19 protein-coding genes are annotated in these 21,393 nt (G+C 55.9%); 6 read left to right on the top strand and 13 right to left on the bottom strand.

Translation table 11 applies throughout. The features are described from left to right. Positions 1-6: 6 nt before the first annotated feature. The 5 genes from FBR45_RS02650 to dnaA form a co-directional block, all read right to left on the bottom strand. Positions 7-705: an ABC transporter ATP-binding protein gene (locus FBR45_RS02650; RefSeq protein WP_138499075.1), complete on the bottom strand. Its 699-nt coding sequence runs from the start codon at positions 703-705 to the stop codon at positions 7-9. Positions 706-717: 12 nt separating this feature from the next. After that, positions 718-2,277, bottom strand: a complete 1,560-nt coding sequence (locus FBR45_RS02645) for a TolC family protein (protein WP_138499073.1) — start codon at positions 2,275-2,277, stop codon at positions 718-720. A gap of 2 nt (positions 2,278-2,279) precedes the next feature. Beyond that, positions 2,280-3,539, bottom strand: coding sequence for an efflux RND transporter periplasmic adaptor subunit (locus FBR45_RS02640; RefSeq protein ID WP_138499071.1), 1,260 nt, complete (start codon positions 3,537-3,539; stop codon positions 2,280-2,282). Positions 3,540-3,634: 95 nt separating this feature from the next. After that, entirely contained in the window at positions 3,635-4,654 is a 1,020-nt protein-coding gene (locus FBR45_RS02635; RefSeq protein ID WP_246082085.1) for a GNAT family N-acetyltransferase, read from the bottom strand. A gap of 88 nt (positions 4,655-4,742) precedes the next feature. Continuing rightward, positions 4,743-6,152, bottom strand: coding sequence for a chromosomal replication initiator protein DnaA (dnaA, locus tag FBR45_RS02630; RefSeq protein WP_077920913.1), 1,410 nt, complete (start codon positions 6,150-6,152; stop codon positions 4,743-4,745). A 314-nt stretch (positions 6,153-6,466) separates the two neighbouring features. On the opposite strand from dnaA, the gene FBR45_RS02625 reads away from it, so the two are divergent. From FBR45_RS02625 to scpA, 4 genes are read left to right on the top strand one after another with little or no spacing between them, the layout of a single operon-like run. Further along, on the top strand, positions 6,467-7,831 hold the full coding sequence (locus FBR45_RS02625) for a methylmalonyl-CoA mutase family protein (protein ID WP_138499069.1): 1,365 nt from the start codon (positions 6,467-6,469) through the stop codon (positions 7,829-7,831). A gap of 12 nt (positions 7,832-7,843) precedes the next feature. Beyond that, on the top strand, positions 7,844-8,236 hold the full coding sequence (locus tag FBR45_RS02620) for an HI0074 family nucleotidyltransferase substrate-binding subunit (protein WP_138499067.1): 393 nt from the start codon (positions 7,844-7,846) through the stop codon (positions 8,234-8,236). Continuing rightward, on the top strand, positions 8,221-8,544 hold the full coding sequence (locus FBR45_RS02615) for a nucleotidyltransferase domain-containing protein (RefSeq protein WP_138499065.1): 324 nt from the start codon (positions 8,221-8,223) through the stop codon (positions 8,542-8,544). Before FBR45_RS02620 ends, FBR45_RS02615 begins: the two co-directional genes overlap by 16 nt. Before the next feature lie 4 nt (positions 8,545-8,548). Then, a complete protein-coding gene (gene scpA / locus FBR45_RS02610) occupies positions 8,549-10,699 on the top strand; it encodes a methylmalonyl-CoA mutase (RefSeq protein WP_138499063.1) in 2,151 nt (716 codons plus the stop codon). Here scpA and FBR45_RS02605 read toward each other — a convergent pair. Together FBR45_RS02605 and FBR45_RS02600 are read right to left on the bottom strand one after the other, a co-directional pair. Continuing rightward, positions 10,692-11,918, bottom strand: coding sequence for a sensor histidine kinase (locus FBR45_RS02605; RefSeq protein WP_171044821.1), 1,227 nt, complete (start codon positions 11,916-11,918; stop codon positions 10,692-10,694). The two genes, scpA and FBR45_RS02605, sit on opposite strands and share 8 nt — an antisense overlap. A 286-nt stretch (positions 11,919-12,204) precedes the next feature. Then, entirely contained in the window at positions 12,205-14,364 is a 2,160-nt protein-coding gene (locus tag FBR45_RS02600) for a tetratricopeptide repeat protein (RefSeq protein ID WP_138499060.1), read from the bottom strand. 108 nt (positions 14,365-14,472) lie between these two features. On the opposite strand from FBR45_RS02600, the gene FBR45_RS02595 reads away from it, so the two are divergent. Further along, positions 14,473-15,348 carry a DNA/RNA non-specific endonuclease gene (locus FBR45_RS02595; RefSeq protein ID WP_138499058.1) on the top strand — a complete coding sequence of 292 codons (876 nt, stop codon included), beginning with the start codon at positions 14,473-14,475 and terminating at the stop codon, positions 15,346-15,348. Positions 15,349-15,382: 34 nt separating this feature from the next. Here the strand turns inward: FBR45_RS02595 and FBR45_RS02590 are convergent, their stop codons facing one another. After that, on the bottom strand, positions 15,383-16,456 hold the full coding sequence (locus FBR45_RS02590) for a fatty acid desaturase family protein (RefSeq protein WP_138499056.1): 1,074 nt from the start codon (positions 16,454-16,456) through the stop codon (positions 15,383-15,385). Positions 16,457-16,589: 133 nt separating this feature from the next. Further along, positions 16,590-17,486, bottom strand: a complete 897-nt coding sequence (gnd, locus tag FBR45_RS02585; protein WP_138499054.1) for a phosphogluconate dehydrogenase (NAD(+)-dependent, decarboxylating) — start codon at positions 17,484-17,486, stop codon at positions 16,590-16,592. 337 nt (positions 17,487-17,823) lie between these two features. Between gnd and FBR45_RS02580 the strand changes: the two genes are divergently transcribed. After that, on the top strand, positions 17,824-19,185 hold the full coding sequence (locus FBR45_RS02580) for a tetratricopeptide repeat protein (protein ID WP_138499052.1): 1,362 nt from the start codon (positions 17,824-17,826) through the stop codon (positions 19,183-19,185). A gap of 41 nt (positions 19,186-19,226) precedes the next feature. Here FBR45_RS02580 and FBR45_RS02575 read toward each other — a convergent pair whose 3' ends face one another. From FBR45_RS02575 to FBR45_RS02560, 4 genes are read right to left on the bottom strand one after another with little or no spacing between them, the layout of a single operon-like run. Then, on the bottom strand, positions 19,227-19,583 hold the full coding sequence (locus FBR45_RS02575; protein ID WP_138499050.1) for a VanZ family protein: 357 nt from the start codon (positions 19,581-19,583) through the stop codon (positions 19,227-19,229). After that, entirely contained in the window at positions 19,580-20,299 is a 720-nt protein-coding gene (gldF, locus tag FBR45_RS02570) for a gliding motility-associated ABC transporter permease subunit GldF (RefSeq protein ID WP_138499048.1), read from the bottom strand. The genes FBR45_RS02575 and gldF overlap by 4 nt, the downstream gene beginning before the upstream one ends. Positions 20,300-20,305: 6 nt before the next feature. Beyond that, entirely contained in the window at positions 20,306-20,824 is a 519-nt protein-coding gene (locus FBR45_RS02565) for a DUF4199 domain-containing protein (protein ID WP_138499046.1), read from the bottom strand. An 11-nt stretch (positions 20,825-20,835) separates the two neighbouring features. After that, positions 20,836-21,390 (bottom strand): DUF4199 domain-containing protein, encoded by a 555-nt coding sequence (locus tag FBR45_RS02560; RefSeq protein WP_138499044.1) that lies wholly within the window; start codon positions 21,388-21,390, stop codon positions 20,836-20,838. Positions 21,391-21,393 lie beyond the last annotated feature (3 nt).

Below are 21,393 nucleotides of genomic sequence, written 5' to 3'. Positions count from 1 at the left end.
ACGCGGTTATCGTTCCTCGTTCAGCATCAGCACACTATCGCCGACCATGGCCCCGTCGAAAAGCCGGACGAGCCGATGGGTCCGTTTGGCCATGCTTTCGTCGTGGGTAACCATGACGATGGTGCTGCCATCGGCGTTCAGCTGCTGCAGAATAGACATGATCTCGTTGCCCATGGCGCTGTCGAGATTACCGGTCGGTTCGTCGGCCAAGATGATGGCCGGCTGACCAACAATGGCCCGCGCAATAGCGACCCGCTGTTTCTGTCCGCCCGACAGCTGGCTCGGGAAATGCTTCATCCGGTTGCTGAGCCCTACTTTTTCCAGGGCCTGCCGGGCCAGCTCCCGACGCGAGGGACCGGTTTCGTCGCCTTTTCGGTACAGCAGCGGAATCTCTACATTGTCGAGCACTGACAGGTCGTTGATCAGGTGAAAACTTTGAAAAATGAACCCGATCTTCTGATTCCGAAGGCGGGCCAGGTCCACGTCGCGGTACTGGGTTACGGGCTGTCCACCAATCTCGACCTGCCCCGCGCTGGGTGCATCGAGCAATCCCATCAGATTCAGCAGCGTCGATTTTCCGCAGCCGCTGGGGCCCATGATCGACAAAAACTCACCCGCCCGAACGGTCAGGTTAATGTTGGTGAGGGCCAGCGTCTCGATCGTGCTGGTGCGGTACACTTTTTCGATGTTCTTGAGGGCAATCATGGGCTTGGGTGTTTATTGAATTTTTTGTCCAGCTTCAAAGTCGTACAGTGTGAGCAGCCGTAGTGTGTAGTACGCCTGCCAGTAGTCGCGCAGGGCCAGGATGGCATCGCGCCGGGCCCGGTCTTTATCCTGAATGGCAATACCCAGATCCGTAACCGTAAGGTCGCTCAGCTTGAAACGCTCCTGCGCAATCTGGTAGCGGCTTTGTGCGATCTGATCAGCTTCAGCGGTCAGTTTAACCTGCTGGCGGAGCATATCCAGCAGCGTTACCTGGGTGTAAATCTGCTGCTCGAAGGTGCGTTTGGCCTGCTCAACCGTTTGTAGGGTCAGCTCCTGATTGGCGCGGGCGGTTTCGGTACGGGCGCGGGCCCGCCCCCAGGTCATAACAGGCACCGTAAACTGAATCTCGACAAACTGTCGGTCCTGAGGCCGCACGTACACATCGCCGGGCCGGTTACCCCTATTGGTCAGACCGAAATCAGCGTTTAGGGTGGCGTTAAGGCCGTTTTCTTTGCGGGCTTTCTCCATATCGCGCTCGGCTTCCAGCAGCTTACGCCTGAAAGCAATGGCATCGGAGCGGTTACTGAACGCCTGCTTCAGGGCCAGTTGCAGATCAACCGTAAAATCACGCACCTCAGTGGGTATCACCAGCTCGAACGGGCGGGGCCGACTGGCCATCGACGGGCCGTTTTCTTCTTCCCGGCTGTTCATCAGCGTCCGCAGTTTCAGCGACGCAACTTCGGCCGTTTGTCGGGCCGAAGCCAGATCTTTCCGGGCGTTCAGCACACTCAGTTGCAGCTGCAGCAGGTCATTGCGCGATATTTTACCGAGTTCGAGCTTATGGCGGGCAATGGTGTAGAGGGTGTCATTGTTGGCCCGGTTGGTTTCGGCAATTTGCAGGTTCACCTGCGCTACCAGCAGATCGAAATACAGGCTCGTTGCATCGAGAGCTACCTGCTCCAGGGCTTCAATGTATTGCTGGTTGCTTTCGGCATAGCGCAGGGGCTCGGTCCGGCGATCCCACTTCATGAGGTTGAAGCGAAAGAGCGGCTGGCTCAGACCGATGGCGAACGGAATGCCGTTGTAGAGGGTTCTTCGGTTCAGAAAATCGTCGAACCGCTGAAACTGCTGTTGCACATAAATCGATCCGCCGGTAAACGGAATGTTCTGACTCAGCGACAGATTAAGCAGTGAGTTATTATTCGATACCGGCTGGAAAGCTATGGTGCCATCGGGCTGTACGACCTGAACAAAGGAGCGGGTAAAACTCGGCAGCGACCCATCCAAGCTCAATTGAGGTCTAAAATCGGCCAGAAACGACCGGTATTTCCAATAATTGGTTTTTTGCTGCGTAATGGCCTGTTTGCTGGCAATCGACTGCTCCCGGGCTATCGTCACTACTTCGCCCAGCGTCAGCTTGAGCGGCTGCGCAGCGCCCCCCGCCACCGCTATCACCAGCACGAGCAGGGTAAGCTGCACAAGCCGGCATACCCGCAAAGCCTCTGCGTACAGGCCATACTCGCCGTGGTCCGCGCCTATTCCTACTCCCGCTGAAATAAAGGTAGTTTTCATGATTAGTGGGTAGCGGGGTTGATGGTTAGCTGCTCCACGTTTTCGTACTCGCTCAGGTCGGTAATGATAACCCGTTCGCCGGGGCGCAGGCCACTCCTGATCTCGACCCAGTCGAAGTTGGTCAGCCCGATTTCGACGTCGCGTCGGCGCGCCAGCTGGTTTTCGTCCAGCACGTAGACGTACTGTCGGCGTTTGCCTTTGAAAGCCGGCCCATTAGCCACCCGTACGGCCCGCCCGCTTCGGTTGGTGACGATAAATACATCTACTTTCTGGTTGGGGCGAAGGGATGCGTGGCGGTTGTCATCGAGCGCGACCGCAAACCGAACCGCATCGTTCTGAACCGACGGCTTGATCTGAGTGATCACGCCCCGCAGACTCAGTTCATTGATGCGCACGATGACCGGCAACCCTACCTGAAGCTGATCGGCATAAGCGTCGGAGCAGGACCCCTCGACCCGAAAGCTACCCAGATCGGCCAGCTTAGCCAGCATATCCCCTTCGTTGACCGACGACCCTATCGTTTCGTTGACCCAGGTCAGCACCCCGGCCCGGTCGGCCACGATGTCGGCCTGCCGCAACTTCTGCGACAGAACTTTCAGGTTGGTAGCCTCGATACTGGCCTGTAGCTGCGACTCCCGCAGGCTGGCGCTCATTGACCGACGGTTATAGGCCAGGTCGTTTTCCAGCTGTTTCTTTTCCAGCTGAGCAATGCGTAGTGCGTTTTCGGCGCGGGTTACGTCTTCCGGCGTGCGGCCGCCCACTTTCAACAACCGCCGGGCATCGTCTACCTCCGCACTGAGCCGGTTAATGTTGAGCGATTTGATCTGGTCGTTGATATCCGCATCGTACAGGTTTTTGTCCAGTTTCATCCGCAACTGATCGATGCCATTCTGCTTCAGCGACAGCTGATCCTGCAACTTTTCGTACTCGATCTGCGTCAGTGACTTGTCGAGTTCAATAATGGGCTGGCCGGGCCGCACCCGCGCGCCGGGCGTCAGCAGCACCCGCCGGATGCCGGCCCGAATGGGGCTGGTGATGATTTGTTCATAGGCCGGAATAATCTCACCGGTAGCGTTCAGCGTATTTTCGACCGGGCCTGTCTGCACCACCGCCGTCCGAATCCGGGCCGCATCGACCGATGTTTTAAGCAGCGCACGCATACCGATCAAGACCCCCGCCAGACCAGCGGCAACCGCGAGGCCAAGCAACCAGTTTTTCCGGCGGGAACGGGCAACGACGTCAGAGGCTAAAGCGCGGTCCATAGAATAAGCGTACAAGAGTTCACGCTTTGTACTACCAACGCCGTGCCACCAGGCAAACCCTTACTAAACAGTACCTTACCATAAATTCAACCAAATTAATCCGTGCGAAATCGCACAGGTTGTGCGGTCTGCCAAAGCCAGCTGGCCAATGGCGCTGGTTGGCCGTGCAGGAGCTGTTGCTTCAGCCGCCACGCCAGTCGTTCGGGCCAGGTAAAACGCTGCCAGCAAACAGCCTGGAAAGACATATCTACGGCACCAAAGCTGCGGTAAAAATCCACTATAGCTGGTTTCTCGGGACTTTCGAAGTCGAACCAGCCCGGCGAAGCCTCTCCGGCATAGTACCGGATAACCCGATCGATCAGCAGGGTCCGGGCGTTGCCACGCCGACCTACCGGACTGGCCGCGTTGAACAGGTAGATAACCCGGTTGCCTTCCCGAACAAAGAGCGCTCCCGCTTCTATATGCCCGTCGAGCTGCGCATAGTGCAGCTGGGCAAGCTGACGAGCCCGGAGCGAGTCGTACAGTGCGCTCAGGAAAGCATAGGCCCAATCACCGACCCCGCCCGCTATGGTATTGGCATGGTGGGTTCGGAACAGCCGCAGCAACGGCTCCAGGTCTGTTGATTGGGTGATTGTCCAGTTCATCTCCTCGGCCCGACGCAGATTCCGCCGACGGTCGCGGCTATAGCGACTGTAGATTGTTTCGTAACCGGCCGATAAATCGAGCAGGTGTGTGGTCAGCAGGCGGATCGGCTCGGTTGGCCCGGGCCAGGTAGCCCCTGCCTGAACATGCAGCCCTGAATTATACCGAAACTGCTCGTAAACCGCCCGGTAGAACGGCGCCGGATCAACCGTCGGGTCGGCGCTGAAGAGGCCCAGCAGCTGGCAGAATAGCGGCTGGTGCAGTACCCAACGGCCGTATTTCCGACGCTGCGGCACCGGCAGAACCGCCCGATAACCACCTTCTTCGCCGGGCAGTACCCATCCGTCCCATTGCCAGTCGGGGCCGGGCAGTACCGCATCCAGATACCACGAATACCCGTACACAATCCGCTGGGCCGATGCCATAACGCAGGCATCCCACGCCCGGCTATCGAGCTGGTGGCGACGATACAATTGAGGACAAGGCGTAGTCAAGGCGGCACAGGCTAGCGACCGAGTCGCAGAAGCGACCGGCCTATATCAACCCCCAACTTACGAATGATTACTTAAACTGCGCCTTCAGCTTCTCAACCACATCGCGATGTTCGGCATGTTTGGCTACCAGATCGCTGATGGTCTGAACGGCATGGATGACGGTACTGTGGTCACGACCGCCAAAGTGGTACCCGATTGACTTGAGCGAAAGATCCGTTTTCTCCTTGGCCAGGTACATAGCCACCTGCCGCGGATGCACCAGTTCGCGCTTACGGCTTTTGGCTTTCAGGTCGGCAATGGTGACGTTGAAATAATCGGCTACGGCCTCCTGAACGGTATCGATAGTAACCTCGCGCTCCGAGTCGACCACGATGTTGCGGAGGGTTTTCTTGGCCAGTTCAAGATCGATCTCCCGCCGGTTCAGCGACGCCTGCGCCATCAGGGATACGATAACCCCTTCCAGTTCCCGAACGTTGGTATTAACGCTATGGGCCAGGTACTCGATAACGGCATCGTCGATATAGATCCCTTCGGCCTGGAGTTTTTTCTGGATGATGGCGATGCGGGTTTCCAGATCGGGCGTTTGCAGATCGGCGGAGAGACCCCACTTAAACCGCGATAGCAGCCGGTCTTCCAGCCCATCGAGCGCACGCGGAGCCCGGTCTGAGGTCATGATGATCTGCTTGCCCGACTGATGGAGGTGGTTGAAGATGTGGAAAAAGATTTCCTGAGTCTTCTCCTTTTTCTGCAGAAACTGCACGTCGTCAATGACCAGTACATCGACCTGCATATAAAACGCCGTGAAGTCGCGAATACCGTCTGACCGGACAGCGTTCAGAAACTGGTTCGTAAACTTCTCCGACGTAACGTACAGTACAAACTTGCTCTGATTATTATTCTTGATGTAGTTACCAATAGCCTGCACCAGATGGGTCTTCCCCAGGCCTACGCCCCCATGAATCATCAGCGGGTTGAATGACGTAATGCCCGGCCGTTCGGCTACGGCATACCCCGCCTGCCGGGCCAGCCGGTTACAGTCGCCTTCTACGTAATTGTCGAAGGTATAGGTCGGGTTGAGGTACGAATCCAGCGTGAGCGAGTCGAGGTCTTTGAGCTGGAACGGACTTTTCAGAATATCGGGGTTGACGTTGTCGGGCTTGGCCGTCTGGGGCGACTTGGTCGTTGGCACGTTGACCGTCAGCGGCCGGTTTTTCTCGTCGCCTTTGTCAACGATGATCGAGTACTCGAGCTGCCCGTCGCGACCGATAGCCGTGTCGAGGGCTTTCCGGAGGGCATGCACGAAGTTCTCTTCGATAAACTCGTAGAAGAACTCGCTGGGAACCTGAATAGTCAGCACGTTGCCGTTAAGCCGGAACGGAACAATCGGTTCAAACCAGGTATTGAAACTGTGTTCGGGCACGATCTCCCGAATGACGCTTAGACAGCGGTTCCAAACCGTTGTTAATTCGCGTTGCATATTAGGCTGGGTCGTTCCGTTCACGGGGCACTGACTGATTACGGTGGTATCGCTCAAAAAAGGGAGACAAATGTAGGGATTTATCCGGCCGGATACCCCGCCCTCCGCTACGTTTTTTTCGTCGGCACACTCCGCCCCACCAGTCTCCGCTCCTGTTCGTTAAGCTAAAGTTACGCTTTACCACCAGAACGTCAACGGCATACGCTAATCCCTTCGAATAATGCAAACTCACGAGGCCGCTGGCCCTTGGCAAAGCGGTTTTGCCCCCGAAAAGAGAAAGTACTACTTTTACATCGTATCGTTATCGATTTTGTATGGAGCCGCTCCCTAGCCATGTATTCCCTGCCACCAGCAAAGCCGACTGGCTGGACCAGGTTCGGAAAGAACTGAAAGACGAGTTCGCCGATGAGAGCCTGCGCTGGACCATCGACCCAGTAGACCCGGGCAACGGCCTCACAGTCGACGCGTATTATACCGCCGACGATCTGACCGGATTGCCGCTGGCTACCATTCAGGAAGCCCAGCACCAAACCAACCGCGTTGGCTGGCTCAACGCCCCCGAGTATCACATTACCGACCCAGCGGGCCAGTCAGCCACGCTCCGCGATGCGTTGACGCGCGGAGCCGATGCGCTGGTTCTGTCGCTGCCCGATGAGGTTGGCCAAACCGACGGCAACCTGGCCCGGCTGCTGCATGGCATCAAGCTCAGTGAGACGCCGGTTTATTTTCGGCTGTCGGGCCGTCCAGTTCCTTTTCTTAACGGCCTGCGGCCTATGACGCCTTACCAGCTCAAAGGCGGACTGCTGACCACAGCCTCCGTTAAGGAGATTGTTGAAGCCACCCGGCTAACGGCCGACTCACCCCAGTTCAGAACCATCAGCGTTGGCAGTCACGATTTTCACAATGCAGGAGCTTCTGCTGTTCAGGAACTGGCTTTCACCCTGGCACGGCTGGCTGATCAGTACCGGGCGCTCCTGGCAGCGGGGTTATCCCTTGACCAGCTGGTGGCCCGTACGCTGCTCTCGGTATCGGTGGGCACCAGCTATTTTGTCGAAATAGCCAAGCTGCGGGCCCTGCGGGTACTCTGGCATCGGCAAATGGCGACCTACGCCGACACCGGGTTTCCGGGTCCTCTGCTCCTGGCCCAGACATCTACTTTTTACGATGCAGCTGTTACGCCTTACACCAACCTGCTTAGGGCCACTACCGAAGCGATGGCGGCCGTCATTGGGGGCTGCAACGTGCTGACCGTTCATCCGTACGACACGGTTCTAAAGGCTCCCAGCGAGTTCAGCGAGCGAATTGCCCGCAACGTGTCGATTCTGCTGAAGGAAGAAAGTTACCTCGACCGGGTGGCCGACCCCGCTGCGGGTAGCTACTACATCGAGACCCTGACCCACCAGCTTACCGGGCAGGCCTGGTCATTATTCAACCAGGTACAGGCCATGGGAGGCTTTCAGACAGCAATGGAAGCCGGTTTCATCCGGGCCGAAATTGATCGGGCGTACCAGGCCAGGGTCGAAGCCGTTCGTAGCGGCAAGGTGCTGGTGGGCGTAACGAAGTTTCGATTCGACGACGATACGACCGCTGAAGCCGCTGCCCCCCTGGCTGGCCTTCCCCGTTCGACCGGACTGCCCGACCGCCGACTTACCGCCGAGTTCGAGCAGCCATATCAGTAACCTTAACAAACCATGGCAAAACGCTGGACAGAACGGCTGGACTCTTTTACCCGAGCGGTTGGACAACTCCGCTCCGCATCAGCAAAAAACGACTATAGTGAACTCGAGCGCGCCGGTCTGATTCAGGTGTTTGAATACACCTTTGAGTTAGGCTGGAAGCTGATGCAGGATTACTGTCGGGAGCAGGGTTTCGAGGTTAACTCCCCTCGCGAAGCCATACTGACAGCACTGGTTGCCAGGCTGATTACAGAACCTGAGGGTTACGAGTGGTTAGACGCCCTGAAGCAACGTAACTTACTGGCTAATACATACGATGAACAACGCAGTCTGGAAGCAGAAGCGCTCATCAAACAACGCTATCTTGTCAGCATCGAGCGTTTATACGAGACATGTCAGCAGCTATAATAGTTGGGTTACGCGACTCGGATCTGGCCTATATGCGTGGGTTGTTTCAGCAACATAGCGACATTGAGCAGGTATGGATCTATGGCTCCCGCGCCAAAGGTACTAACCGCCCCGGCTCCGATATCGATCTGGCCCTGACCGGACCGGCCTTACGACCCGAAACCGTCCGTCAGGTACATTTTGAGCTGGAAGAAAACAGCCCCATGCCTTTCTTCTTTGATGTCGTACACTGGAATACAGTTGGCAACGAGAACCTAAAAAACGAAATTCAGCGAACGGCACAGCTTCTGTACCAACGCCCTTCCTAAGCATATGGAACCTACTCTCATCAACACACAGCCTTCATCGCCAGCGTCACCAGCCAGCCCGCCAGCCTTCACTACGGCCGAAGGCATCCGGCTCAAACCCCGCTTTACCGTTGCCGATATCACCGGCCCCGACGGGCACCTGGCCAGCCATTTGTCCTACGCAGCGGGTATACCGCCGTTTCTGCGGGGTCCCTATGCCAGCATGTACGTACGCCAGCCCTGGACCGTACGGCAATACGCCGGTTTCTCAACGGCCGAAGCCTCGAACGCCTTCTACCGCCGAAATCTGGCAGCTGGTCAGAAAGGGCTATCGGTTGCGTTCGACCTCGCCACCCACCGGGGCTACGACTCCGATCATCCACGCGTCGTCGGCGACGTCGGTAAGGCGGGTGTAGCCATCGATACGGTCGAGGACATGAAAATCCTGTTCGACCAGATACCGCTCGATCAGATGTCGGTCAGTATGACCATGAACGGTGCTGTGCTGCCGGTTATGGCGTTTTACATCGTAGCCGCCGAAGAGCAGGGGGTTCCGCCCGAAAAACTGTCGGGTACCATTCAGAACGACATCCTGAAGGAGTTCATGGTGCGCAACACCTACATCTACCCGCCCGAGCCTTCGATGCGGATTGTGGGGGATATTTTTGCTTATACCAGCCGCCATATGCCCCGGTTCAATTCCATCAGCATCAGCGGCTACCACATGCATGAAGCGGGTGCCCCAGCGCATCTGGAGCTGGCCTACACCCTGGCCGACGGGCTGGAGTACATCCGCACGGGCCTGCGGGCCGGTATGGGAATCGACGAGTTTGCGCCCCGGCTCTCATTCTTCTGGGGCATCGGTATGAACCACTTTATGGAAATTGCCAAACTCCGGGCCGGGCGGCTCCTCTGGGCAAAGATCGTGAAACAGTTTGGACCGACGAATCCAAAGTCGCTGGCGTTGCGGACCCACTGCCAGACGTCGGGCTACAGCCTGACCGAGCAGGACCCGTTCAACAACGTAGCCCGCACGACCATTGAAGCCCTGGCGGCCGCGCTGGGGGGCACCCAGAGTCTGCACACCAACTCGCTCGACGAAGCTATTGCGCTACCCACCGATTTCTCGGCCCGGATTGCCCGGAACACCCAGCTCTATCTGCAGCACGAAACCGACATTACCCGTGCTGTTGATCCCTGGGGCGGCTCTTATTATATAGAATACCTGACCAAAGAACTGGCCGAGCGAGCCTGGGCGCTTATCGAAGAGGTAGAACAGCTGGGCGGCATGACCAAAGCGATCGAAACCGGTTTACCCAAGCTCCGCATCGAAGAGGCAGCCGCCCGCAAACAAGCCCGCATCGACGCCGGAAAAGACGTAATCGTAGGCGTAAACCGGTATCGACCGGTTTCTGAAACCGAAATCGAGCTGCTCGAAGTCGATAACAAGGCCGTTCGCGATGCGCAGATCAACCGGCTGAACCAGGTCAGGAGCAGCCGCGACAACGAGCAGGTCGAAGCCGCGCTGCGGGCCATTACCCGGGCCTGTCAGCCAGGTGCCAGCCAGCCAGCCCAGACCGACACCAACCTGCTGGCCCTGGCCGTTGAAGCCGCCCGACACCGGGCCACGCTGGGCGAAATATCAGACGCTATGGAAGATGCATTTGGCCGACACAAAGCCACGATTCGGGCTGTATCGGGGGTTTACTCCGCCGAGGTTTCGGACGACGAGAATTTCCGGATTGCCCGCCAGATGGCCGATCAGTTTGCCGAACTCGACGGTAGGCGCCCCCGCATACTGGTGGCCAAAATGGGACAGGACGGCCACGACCGGGGCGCCAAGATCATTGCTACCAGCTTTGCCGATCTGGGCTTCGATGTCGACATGGGTCCGCTGTTCCAGACACCCGCCGAAGTAGCCCGGCAAGCGGCCGAAAACGATGTGCACCTGGTAGGGGTGTCGAGCCTGGCTGCCGGTCATAAAACCCTGGTTCCCCAGCTCATCGATGAACTCAGACAACTTGGTCGCGATGACATCATGGTCATTGCAGGCGGGGTTATTCCGGCGGCTGACTATCAGTATCTCTACGACGCAGGGGTCAAAGGGGTTTTCGGGCCGGGTACGGTTATTTCGGTAGCGGCCCAGAAAATTCTGACGGAGCTGATGGCTACGTAGCCGTTTCGTCGGCCGGCCAGTACAGCGTGAAGGTAGCCCCGGCGCCGGGCTGTCCGTCGGCGGTGATGATCCCACCGTGATGGTCCATGATACGCTGGCAAAGCGCGAGCCCCGTCCCGGTGCCGGTGGGGGTATCGCCAGTGCTGTTCAGCCGCTGAAACAGACCAAAAATCTTCTGGTTGTAGACCGGATCGAAACCCATACCGTTATCAGCTACCGTAAGCCTGTGGCAGGTAGCCGACTTGATGGCGGCCTCTACGGGCACCTCGCCGGACGAAACTTTGCTGTAAGTAATCTGAATTACCGGTTTTACGTCGGGGCGGGTATACGTAAGCGCGTTTCGGAGCAGGTTTTGCAGCAATTGCCCGAACATGAACTCCACAACCGATACTACAGGCAGCGTATCGGTTATAAGGGTTGCTTGCTGCTGCCCGATAGGCTCCTCCAGCTGGTTTTGAAGCTGAGTCAGCAACTCGTTCAGATCTACCAGCTGACGCGGGCGGACCACCAGGTTGGTGCGGGCATAAGCGGCCAGGTTTTTGATCAGCGCCTGCATCCGTTCGGCGGACTGCATCGACCGGTTAAAATAGCTCTGCCCTTCTGTCGAGAGCCGATTTGCTTCGCGCTCCAGAATCAGGCTGTTGAACATCCGGATCTTACGCAGCGGCTCCTGCAGGTCATGGCTGGCCGCAAAGGAAAAAGCACTCAGTTCGGCGTTCCGCTTCTCAAGCTCGCGGTTTTTTTCGGCTAGCTGGCGGTTCAGCTGCTCCAGATGCAGTTCCTGCTGCTTGCGGGCAGTAATGTTCATATCGATCCCGAACACGCCCAGCGGCTCGCCTTTCTCGTTATGAATAATACGCCCGATGGTGTGGATAAAGATTTCCCGGCCCTGCTTGTCGTAGCGCCGGTACTCCATCTCCAGATCCTCCCCGTTCAGCGCCCGCCCGATAGCACTCTGGAGAATAGGCAGATCATCAACGTGGGTAGTCTGAGCCACGCTGTCCAGGTCTACCTCTATCTCGCCGGGTTCGTAGCCCCAGAACAAATACATTTCGGGACTCCACCGAATCTGGGTATCACCAAAGTACCATTCCCAGCTGGCCATACCAGCCATACGCTGCGCCTGACTCAGCTGAGCCTCACGCAACAGCAATTTCTCACGAATAGTGCGCTGCGATTCTTCTGAATCAGTATCGGCAGGCACAGAATTAACGGGCATGTTCTTCATACACAGCAACCGGCCATACACAGGCTCATCAAAAGTACTCCCTTTTCCGGCTGTGCCCCCCAGCAATACTCAATAAAACCAGCTTAGCTTATTATCTACACAAAACTCACCAGTTGGTATGAAAAACAAGCCAGCCCGTAAACTGTTTGCACGAAGCCAGGCCGGGCGCAGCCAGCCAGCCCCCTCCCGGCGGTACTGCTGTCTGAAGACACATAAAAAAACTGGGTACCTGACCAGCAAATCGGTCTGATACCCAGCGTATGTACAGCGACGAAACTTAGTACTTGTTCAGAATCGAGTCGGGCAGAGCTTTTACGTCAAGTCCGGTTGCCTTCAGTAACGAAGCCCGATTGTTCTGCCCGTCAACATAAGCCGGGTTAACGATCATGGATCGGTTGTAATAGTAAGAAGCCAGCTCAAGTTTTTGCCGGTTGTTCTGCGCAAAACCTTCGCCCTGATAAATAACCCCCAGGTTATTGTAGGCAGGGGCATAGGCATTGGCCGCCCGAATGGTCTGCTTGTAGTAATACTTGGCAGAGTCTACGTTTGGCGTAATTTTCTGGAAGACATACGCCATCGAGAAATAGGCTTCGCCGAAGTTCGGGTAGATACGGGTCGACTCCTGCAGGTGATCGAGCGCCCAGCGGCCGTGCTTGTTGGCCCGGGCAATGTTACTGTCGATCAGGGCCTGCCCTTTTTTCACCTGCTCGAGGGTTGGCTTAGGCTTAATGCTGTTCACGGCATTGGCAATGGAGTCGGCTTTGGCCCGGTCTTTCAGCCCTTTCTCGATCCATTCGTTAGCCACGTGACGCTGTACCTGACAACTGGTAGGCGCATAAGGCAGGGCCGAGTTGAACAGCACGAAGTTGTTCTCCCAGTCGCGGTTACGCTCCACGGTTTTGAACGAGTAAAGGCCGGCCACTACCGCCATGAGCCCCAGCAGAGACGCATAACGAACCGGTACGGGCTTACCGTCCGTTGCCTCGGCACCGGCAGTCCCCCGCACCAGCAGTTTTTGCAGCGCCCATATCAACACAAAGGCGAAGCCCATAACAGCCGCGTAGGTAAACCGCTCAGCAAAAATACCGCCCCGCATCCAGATGAAGCCGAGTCCGGGGGCCATGGTCACAAAGAACCAGAAGATACCGAACCCCCAGAGCGTGCGCTGAACGAAGCCGCGCCAGGCCAGCACCAGCAGACCAATCAGCGAGAAAAAGCCCGCCCAGGTCATTATATCGCCTTTGCTACCCGACGGAATTACGTTGAACGAGTAGTCGTAGACCAGCGGATGCGGCAGCACGAGCAGCCGGATGTAGTACAGCAGGAATTTGAACGTGGTCGATTTTTCGGTCTGCAGAATCTTGTAGGGGTAGTTGGCCCAGTCAACGGGGGGCGTACCGCTGAGCGTACCGATCATCTTCTGTTTCTGGTAGAAGAACAGAGCCGCCACGATCAGGAACGGCCACAAACTAATCAGCGACTGCCAGACGTTCCGGCGGGCAAACCAGTACTGCATGGCCGGAATCAGGGCCAGGCTTACGATAGATGACTCTTTAGAAAGGAACGCGAAATAGAGCGAGGCACAGGCCAGCCCCAGCCAGCTTCCAGACAGGGCACCCATGATAATGACGCCCATGATACCACCTGCCGTGCTGCCAAACGTATTGACCATCAGACTGCTACCGATTACCCAGCCGGCAACCACCGAAAACAAGCCCAGCAAACCACCCAGCGGCCAGTCAGCAACAGGGCCTTTGAACCAGAGCGATTCGGCAGATTCGAGGTGTTTCCAGTACGAGAGCAGCATCAGGCCGATGAACAGAAAGCTCAGGATCTCGTCACGACCTTTGATGTTGGCCACGATCTCCGTATGAATCGGATGCGCAATAAACACCAGCCCGATCAGGAACGCGATAATGGTTTTTCGGTCGAGCCATTTCTGCAGCAGCACGCCCAGCACCAGGCCGGTCAGCGCATAAAGCCCGGTATTGATCATATGGCTGATGTTCGGATCGTCTTTGAAATACTGCTGCTCAAGCGCGAACGTTATCAGCGACAGTGGGCGGTAGTAGCCAAGGGATATGTTGCTGAAGTGCCAGAACTCAGTCCGGAGCAGATCTGGAATGCCGGCAAAGCCTTTTTTCACGAACAGGTTCTGCCCTATGGCGGCAATATCATCGAGCGCGTACTGATGACCGAAGGTATTTACGTAAAGAACCCCACCAAGCAGGGCCAGCAGGACGGGTGGCCACCAGGCTACCGGGCGTTTACTAATTGGCAGATCGGAAGCCGACGACTCGGCCAGACGCGTGGCAGCTGGTCGGACCGACGACTCGGCCGGCCGTACCGGTGCCGTCCGTACAGAACTGGTGGCAGGCGCTGGGGCTGGTTTGGGGGCCACCGGACGGGGGCCGATGGGTTGTTTTTTTTTGGCCATAACAGCAGGGTACTGTCTTTATTTTAGGTCAATTTTGCGGTCCCCTAGGTTTACTCGGTAGAGTAAGAAGAAACCGGTTACGTATATTCATTGTAAAGTTCCGCAAGAATGTCAGCAAAATCAATTCAGGTGATACATCAGCTCAAAACTATTGCGCTTCTGGTAAGCATAGCGGCCACCCTCAGCGCCTGTCGTGGCATTCGTACACCGGCTCCGCAGGCGGCTGATCTGAACAGAGCCGACAACCTGGCCCTGGGCAATCCCAGCGCGGCCTCTACCGCCAACCCGGATAACTACCTGATTGTCAAACATCAGTACACCTTATCGTACAGCCGCAGCCGGGGCATCGCGAACTGGGTAAGCTGGCACCTCAACCAGTCCTGGAAAGGGAATGTCCGCCGAACGGATGAGTTCAGACCCGACCCTACCCTGCCTGCTGGCTGGTATGCTGCCCGCCCGGCCGATTACACCAACACGGGCTTTGACCGGGGCCACCTGTGCCCCTCCGACGATCGTGACGCTAGCCCGGAAGATAATGCAGCTACCTTTCTCCTATCCAACATCGTGCCACAAGCCCCGCGCCACAACCGCGAAGTCTGGCGATCGCTCGAAGAGTATGAACGGCAGTTGATAGCCGACGGTAGCGACGTATATGTTATTGCCGGTACCAGCGGCACCGGGGGCACCGGCCAGAACGGGTATTCCACCTCGCTGGCAGGCGGAAAGCTGACCGTTCCGGCCGCGCTCTGGAAAATTATCGTCGTGGTTCCGGCCGGGGCTGATAAAACGTTTCAGCTGACCACAGCTACGCGGCTGATTGCCGTCACGATCCCCAACACCCAAACGGCAGCCGACAAACCCTGGCGCGCTTACCTGACTTCTGTCGATGCGCTGGAACGGCTGACCGGGTATGATTTTCTGTCGGCCGTACCGACCGATATTCAGCAGGTTATCGAGGCCCGAATCGATAGCGGAAGCCTGTAACAAAAAAGCCCGGCAACTCAGCCGGGCTTTTTTGTTACACCAGTGTTGGCACTGCCGGCACCTCCTGCCGAAGCGGTATGCGCTGGGTTCTGTACCGGAGAAGCGCGATCGCGTCCTGATCGTCGGCAAATGTATTGTTCAGGTTGACCATGTGCGCAGCCAGCACATCATAGCGCCCGCGCATAAGCAAAAAGAAGATCTGCAGAAAATCGAGCCCGTCGAAAACGATGGCCCGGTGCTGAGCATACTTATCGATGGTCTTCTGGAAAAAAGTCGGGTGCTCGGTCCAGTGCATGGCGGGCCGAACGTGGTGGCTGATGTGGTACCCGTCGTTCCAGCACTTCTTGTTATACTTCACGTTGATGCAGGTAATGCTGTTTTTGTACGCATTGCCGGGGTCCTGCCCGTCGACGAAGGCGTGCTGAGTCCAATTGCCGAGCATGGCAATCAGCCGGTAGATCACCAGCGGCAGCAGGAAGACCAGCACCGTTGCCGGCCAGTTGATAAAGCACAATCCAACGCAGACGATCGCAAAAATAGTTTCGCCGATCAGCGCCCGCCTGGCCAGCTTGGGCCGGTTTTTCCAGCGCAGATAGGCCAGCAGGTCGTATACACCACGCACGAAAAACTGCCCGAAATAAGCCAGAAAACTCCGAAAGCTATCCCGCTGGAACATCATCGTGCTGCTTTCGTCGTCCTCCAGGTTATTTTCCGGATGGTGCATGCCTATGTGGTGGCTGTAGTAGGTTTCGGGGGTATGGCCGAAGAAAGGCGCTACGATCCAGGGCAGGTAGTTATTGAGCCAGCCGTACTCCGGTTTGAAAAAAGGGCGGTGACTGGTGCAGTGGAGCATCAGCCCAAACGGTCCTTTAAACATGAAGTTACTGATGAAAAAATGAACCGCAGCAGCCGCCCACCACTGCCAGCTGAAAAGCGGGAGCAGAAAAAGCGCCACCGCGAGCGGAATGAGGGTAAAGGTGATACGAAGGGTCAGGTAAATGAACGGCAGATCGCGCTCGTCTTTGATGTACTGGAGAAAGAAACGATCGACCTGGTTGTAGGAACGGCTCGTAAAGACAGGGTCATAGATAGCGTTCAGCGTTTTCATCGAAGCGGTACAACGTACAAGATTACTACTTATAAAAAAGAGCCTGATCGTTTCAATTGCTGTTACGACAATCGAAACTGCCCAGGCCCTCTGACAATTATAACGAAAAAATACTAATTAGATTGGACTACGTCTATTTTTTTGCAACCGCGTGACCGCCAAACTCATTGCGCAGGGCCGCCACTACTTTACCCGTGAAGGTATCATCCTGAAGCGACCGGTAGCGGGTAATGAGCGATAGGGCGATAACGGGCGTAGGTACGCCGAGATCGAGCGCCGTTTCCAGGGTCCATTTTCCTTCACCCGACGAGAACATACGGCCCTGAATTTCGTCGAGCCGGGCATCCTTCCGGAAGGCGTTTTCGGTCAGTTCCATCAGCCAGCCACGAATTACCGACCCGTTGCTCCACATGCGGGCCACGGCCTCGAAGTTGAACGGAAACTGGCTCTTCTCGAGCACTTCAAAACCTTCGGCTATGGATTGCATCATGCCATATTCGATACCATTGTGGACCATCTTGGTAAAGTGTCCGCTGCCCGCCGGGCCGGTATACAAATAGCCATTATCGACCGAAATATCGTTGAAAACGGGGTGGAGCGGTTCAATTACGTCAGCATCGCCCCCGACCATGGTACAGGCTCCGTTCAGCGCGCCGTTGATACCACCACTGGTACCACAATCCAGATAACCGATGCCTTTTTCTTTCAGGTAGGCATGGCGCCGGATTGAGTCCTTGTAGTGCGAGTTACCACCATCAATGACCGTATCACCGGCCTGCATAACAGCCAGTAGCTGCTCAATCACATTGTCGATCAGGGGACCGGCCGGAATCATCATCCATAAGACGCGCTTTTCGGGCAGGGCATTATAAAGGTCCTGAAGGGAGGTAACCCCCTGTGCGCCAACCGTTGAGATCGCTTTTGCCAGATCCTCGTTGATATCATAGCCGACAACCGTATGTCCGTGTTTCACTAAGTTACTGACGAGATTAAATCCCATCTTGCCTAAGCCAATGAATCCAATATGCATAACTACCAATGGTTTGAGCGGTCAAATTGGCGATTTTTTCCCAGAGTACGGCCCCAACTACCGACAGTTTTATGCAACAGGTTCCCTCCATACGCGAGTTTGGCTTCCAAAAGATCGAGTTTATTATACTAAACCATTCAGTTAAATATACCTATCTCAATCAAAAATATACTTATTCCATCAAATAATATAATTCTAATGATTACTTAAAAAAACACAATAAATAAGCAGATAACTAATTTCTGGTTACAAAAAGAGCAACTATCATACCAACAGCAGCCTGTTTCTGGTTAGATTTGGCTGATACGTTTACCGTTCACCTAGCCCACTATTCTGTATGCGAAGCCTCTCTGTGTTTTTCATCGCCTGCTCAGTTTACCTTTCCGCCTTAACAGTATATGCCCAGCAAACGGCAGCTGACTTTTTCAACGAAGGCATTACCAAGAGTAATACAAAAGACTATCCGGGTGCCTTGCAGGCCTTTACGTCAGCCATCATTCTTAACCCTGAAAATGCGCCCAGTTATTACAATCGGGCACTGGCAAAAATCAGTCTGAATGATATTCAGGGGGCCAACCTTGACCTCGACATAGCGCTGGACCTCAATCCTGGCGATGCCAATGCCTATCTTTACCGAGGTCTTAACCGGACCCGGCAGGACGATTTTCGGGGTGCTATGCAGGATTTTAACCGGGCCATCGAGCTGAGTCCCAACGATGCGCTGCTGTATTACCAGCGAGGTCTGTGCCGATTACAGATCAACTACATCAACAGCGCCCTGTCTGACTTCAACAAGGCAGCCGCCCTGGCGCCTACCGACGCCAATATCCTGACCGCACGGGGTAATTGCAAGATGCAGCTCAACGACTACAAGGGCGCACTGGCCGATTACAGCCTGGCCCTCGAGAAATCGCCCAACAAGCCGCAGGCACTGGCCGGACGTGGCTACGCCCGTTTCAGGAGCGATGATTTTAAAGGGGCCATCAGCGATTTTAACCGCGCCCTCGAGATCGCCCGGGATGATGCCGAACTCTACTACCGACGGGGACTCGTTAAGGCCAGACTGGGCGACTTTGCCAGTGCCATTGTCGATTTCGACAAAACGGTTTCGCTGGCTCCCAATCATTTTAAAGCCCTGTTCAGCCGGGGCTTCTGCAAAAGCCGACTCGACACGCCCAAACAGGCAGTGGCTGACATTGACAAGGCAATTGAAATGGGGAATCTGACCGCTCAGACCAAGGCTTACTACAGTGACTTTATCACGGCCAGTACGCTACCCCTGCTCAACTCGGTCGTGCAGGATCGCTACAAGGTTACCGAACTGGCCGAAGACCGCTCCGACGCGTACCTGGTCAGAGGTATCCTGCGAAACTCAACCGGCGACGGAAAGCTGGCCCTGCAAGACCTCAACCGGGCGGTTGAACTCAGCCCCACCAACGCTGAAGCGTATTTTATCCGGGGGGTTATCCGTTCCTCGCTCGGTGATCAGAAAGGCTCACTGATCGACTGTAACAGCACCATCAAACTGAATCCGCGTCATTCGGAAGCGTACTACCTGCGGGGAATTATTCGCTACGACTCGGGCGATGAGCAGAACGCCTGTGTCGACCTGAGCCGCGCGGGTGAGTTGGGCTATACCCAGGCGTACAAGATCATCACCGAGAAATGTAACGCCCACCGCCCAACGGCTATGCGCTAGTCCGGCCACCTGCTTCTGAAACTACTAAAGCCGCGATACAATCACGGCTTTAGTAGTTTCAGGATGAGCCAGGCCAGGCCCACGCCAAGAACCGTTCCGACGGCATCGGCCAGCGCGTCGTAAAGGTCGTATGACCGATGAATGAAAGGCATCAGTCCCTGGTATACCTCAATCAGGTACCCGTAGGCAATACCCGCCGTGATGACCCAGCCGGCCGATCGGCCCGAGAGTCGCCATAACAGACCGAAGCCGACAAACACACCCGCGTGTATCCATTTATCCTTGTTGGTCAGATCAGGAATGCCATTACCCGGCAACGAGCAGCCAATAAATATGGCCAGGCTCCAGCCGAGCGCCAGAAACTGCATGATCCGGTAGCGATTGAGTACAACATTCATCGGGACAGACGATTGACGGTCAACAAGAGGAATAAGCCAATCAGGCTAAGCAAGTATACGACATTACGCGAATCGATCAGCCCCCGACCCAGGGCCCGGTACTGTTCGTCGAGCGCAAAATAAGACAGATAATAGGACAGGCCGCCCAACACCGACAGCCCCGCCAGCGCCGACAGGCCGACGTACAGCAGGAAGCAGAAAAATACGCCCAGCACGAACGCCACGACCTGGTTATCGTTAAGCGACGAGGCCCATACTCCTACCGCTACAAATACTCCGCCCAGCAATAGCAACCCGATATACGACCCGAACACGCCCGCCGAATCGATATTACCTACCGGTGCCCCGAGCTGGTACAGCGTTACGTAATACAACAAGGTTGGGAGTAACGTCAGCGCAACCAGCAGCCAGCTCGCCAGGAATTTACCGCCAACAACACCCCAGCGGCTAACCGGTTTGGTCAGTAGCCACTCCAGGGTACCGCCCCGCACCTCGTCGGCAATCGAGCGCATGGTTATGGCCGGTACCATAAACAGCATCACGTAGGGCGTCAGGTTGAAAAACGTACCCAGGTCAGCGTAGCCGCTTTCGAGCAGACTCGTATCCGGAAAAACCCACAACAGCAGGCCAGTAGCCGCCAGAAAAACGCCCATGATGATATAGGCGATCGGCGACGAGAAAAATTGATTTATTTCCTTGCGAAATATGGCCAGCATGGCGGGTTACTCAAACGGATTTGCCTTGTTCCGGCGGATGAAGGCAGCAATGATCAACGACAGGATAAAACCCAGCACAATTGACCCAACAATCCCGAAAACAAACGTTAAACCGGGGCTCTGGAACATTTGCATGAACTCCATCTGCTGATCGATCTGATCGTCAGACAGGCCGCTGTCTTCCAGTCGTTCGCGGGCCTGGTCCATCATCCGCTCCATAACGCCCGAATCGATCACTGTGGTATAAAAAACCGAAAACAGGCTCGATAGCAAGCCCGATACGGCCGCGGTCAGCGTGCCTACGCTCAGCCCTTCGCCGTAGCTCATGAAACCGCCGTTCAGCGTTCTGAAATCGCGCATGGCCAGCGTAATACCAACAATACTTAACAGGTACGTGATAGCGCCCAGTCCGGTGTTTCCGATGTTATCGGTTAAGAACAGAAAGAGCGAATACAGAATCAGGGCAATACCGAGCAGGCCGCCCCATTTGAGGGCAACGCGGGCGGGTGATGGTTGATCAGTCATGACGTTATGGTTTAAGGATTCAGAACGCTATAGTCCTGTTTGCGGAAGATAAGCGAAATGATCAGCACGGGCAGCACCGCCAGCGCAGTTTTCTTGGTCAGCTCGTCGGGCAGCAGGACGCCGGGTTGCATGGACGTTACTTTAGCCCACTGTTCGTTGAACGTTTCGGGGCCAAACTGATCCACAATCTGCTTCTTGCCTTCGAGCAGCAGTTTTCTGGAATTGGCGACGTACTCGACCCATACCGCCGGGTCAACGTAGCTCACGAACAGGTAGATCAGCCAGCCCGTCAGCAGGGCAGCGGCCGTATTCAGCACGTAACCGATGGTCAATCCTTCCCAGAGGTGCATGTGCCCCTGACCGATATTTTTCCGGTAGTACCAGACCGTTCCGACCAGCATGATGATATGAATACCGTAATCCAGCACCCGAACGTTGCCCAGCGCCGGTACCCCCAGTGCGTACAAAGCCAGAAAATACAGGAAGCACAACACACCCGTCATCAGTCCGGCCAGAAGCGGGATTTTCAGGAGCGGATGGCTGAAATAAGCGAGAATGCTTTTCATAAG

The organism is Spirosoma lacussanchae (genome assembly GCF_005870035.1).
GTDB classification, from domain to species: Bacteria; Bacteroidota; Bacteroidia; order Cytophagales; family Spirosomataceae; genus Spirosoma; species Spirosoma lacussanchae.
This window is presented reverse-complemented; position numbering and strand designations above follow the sequence as displayed.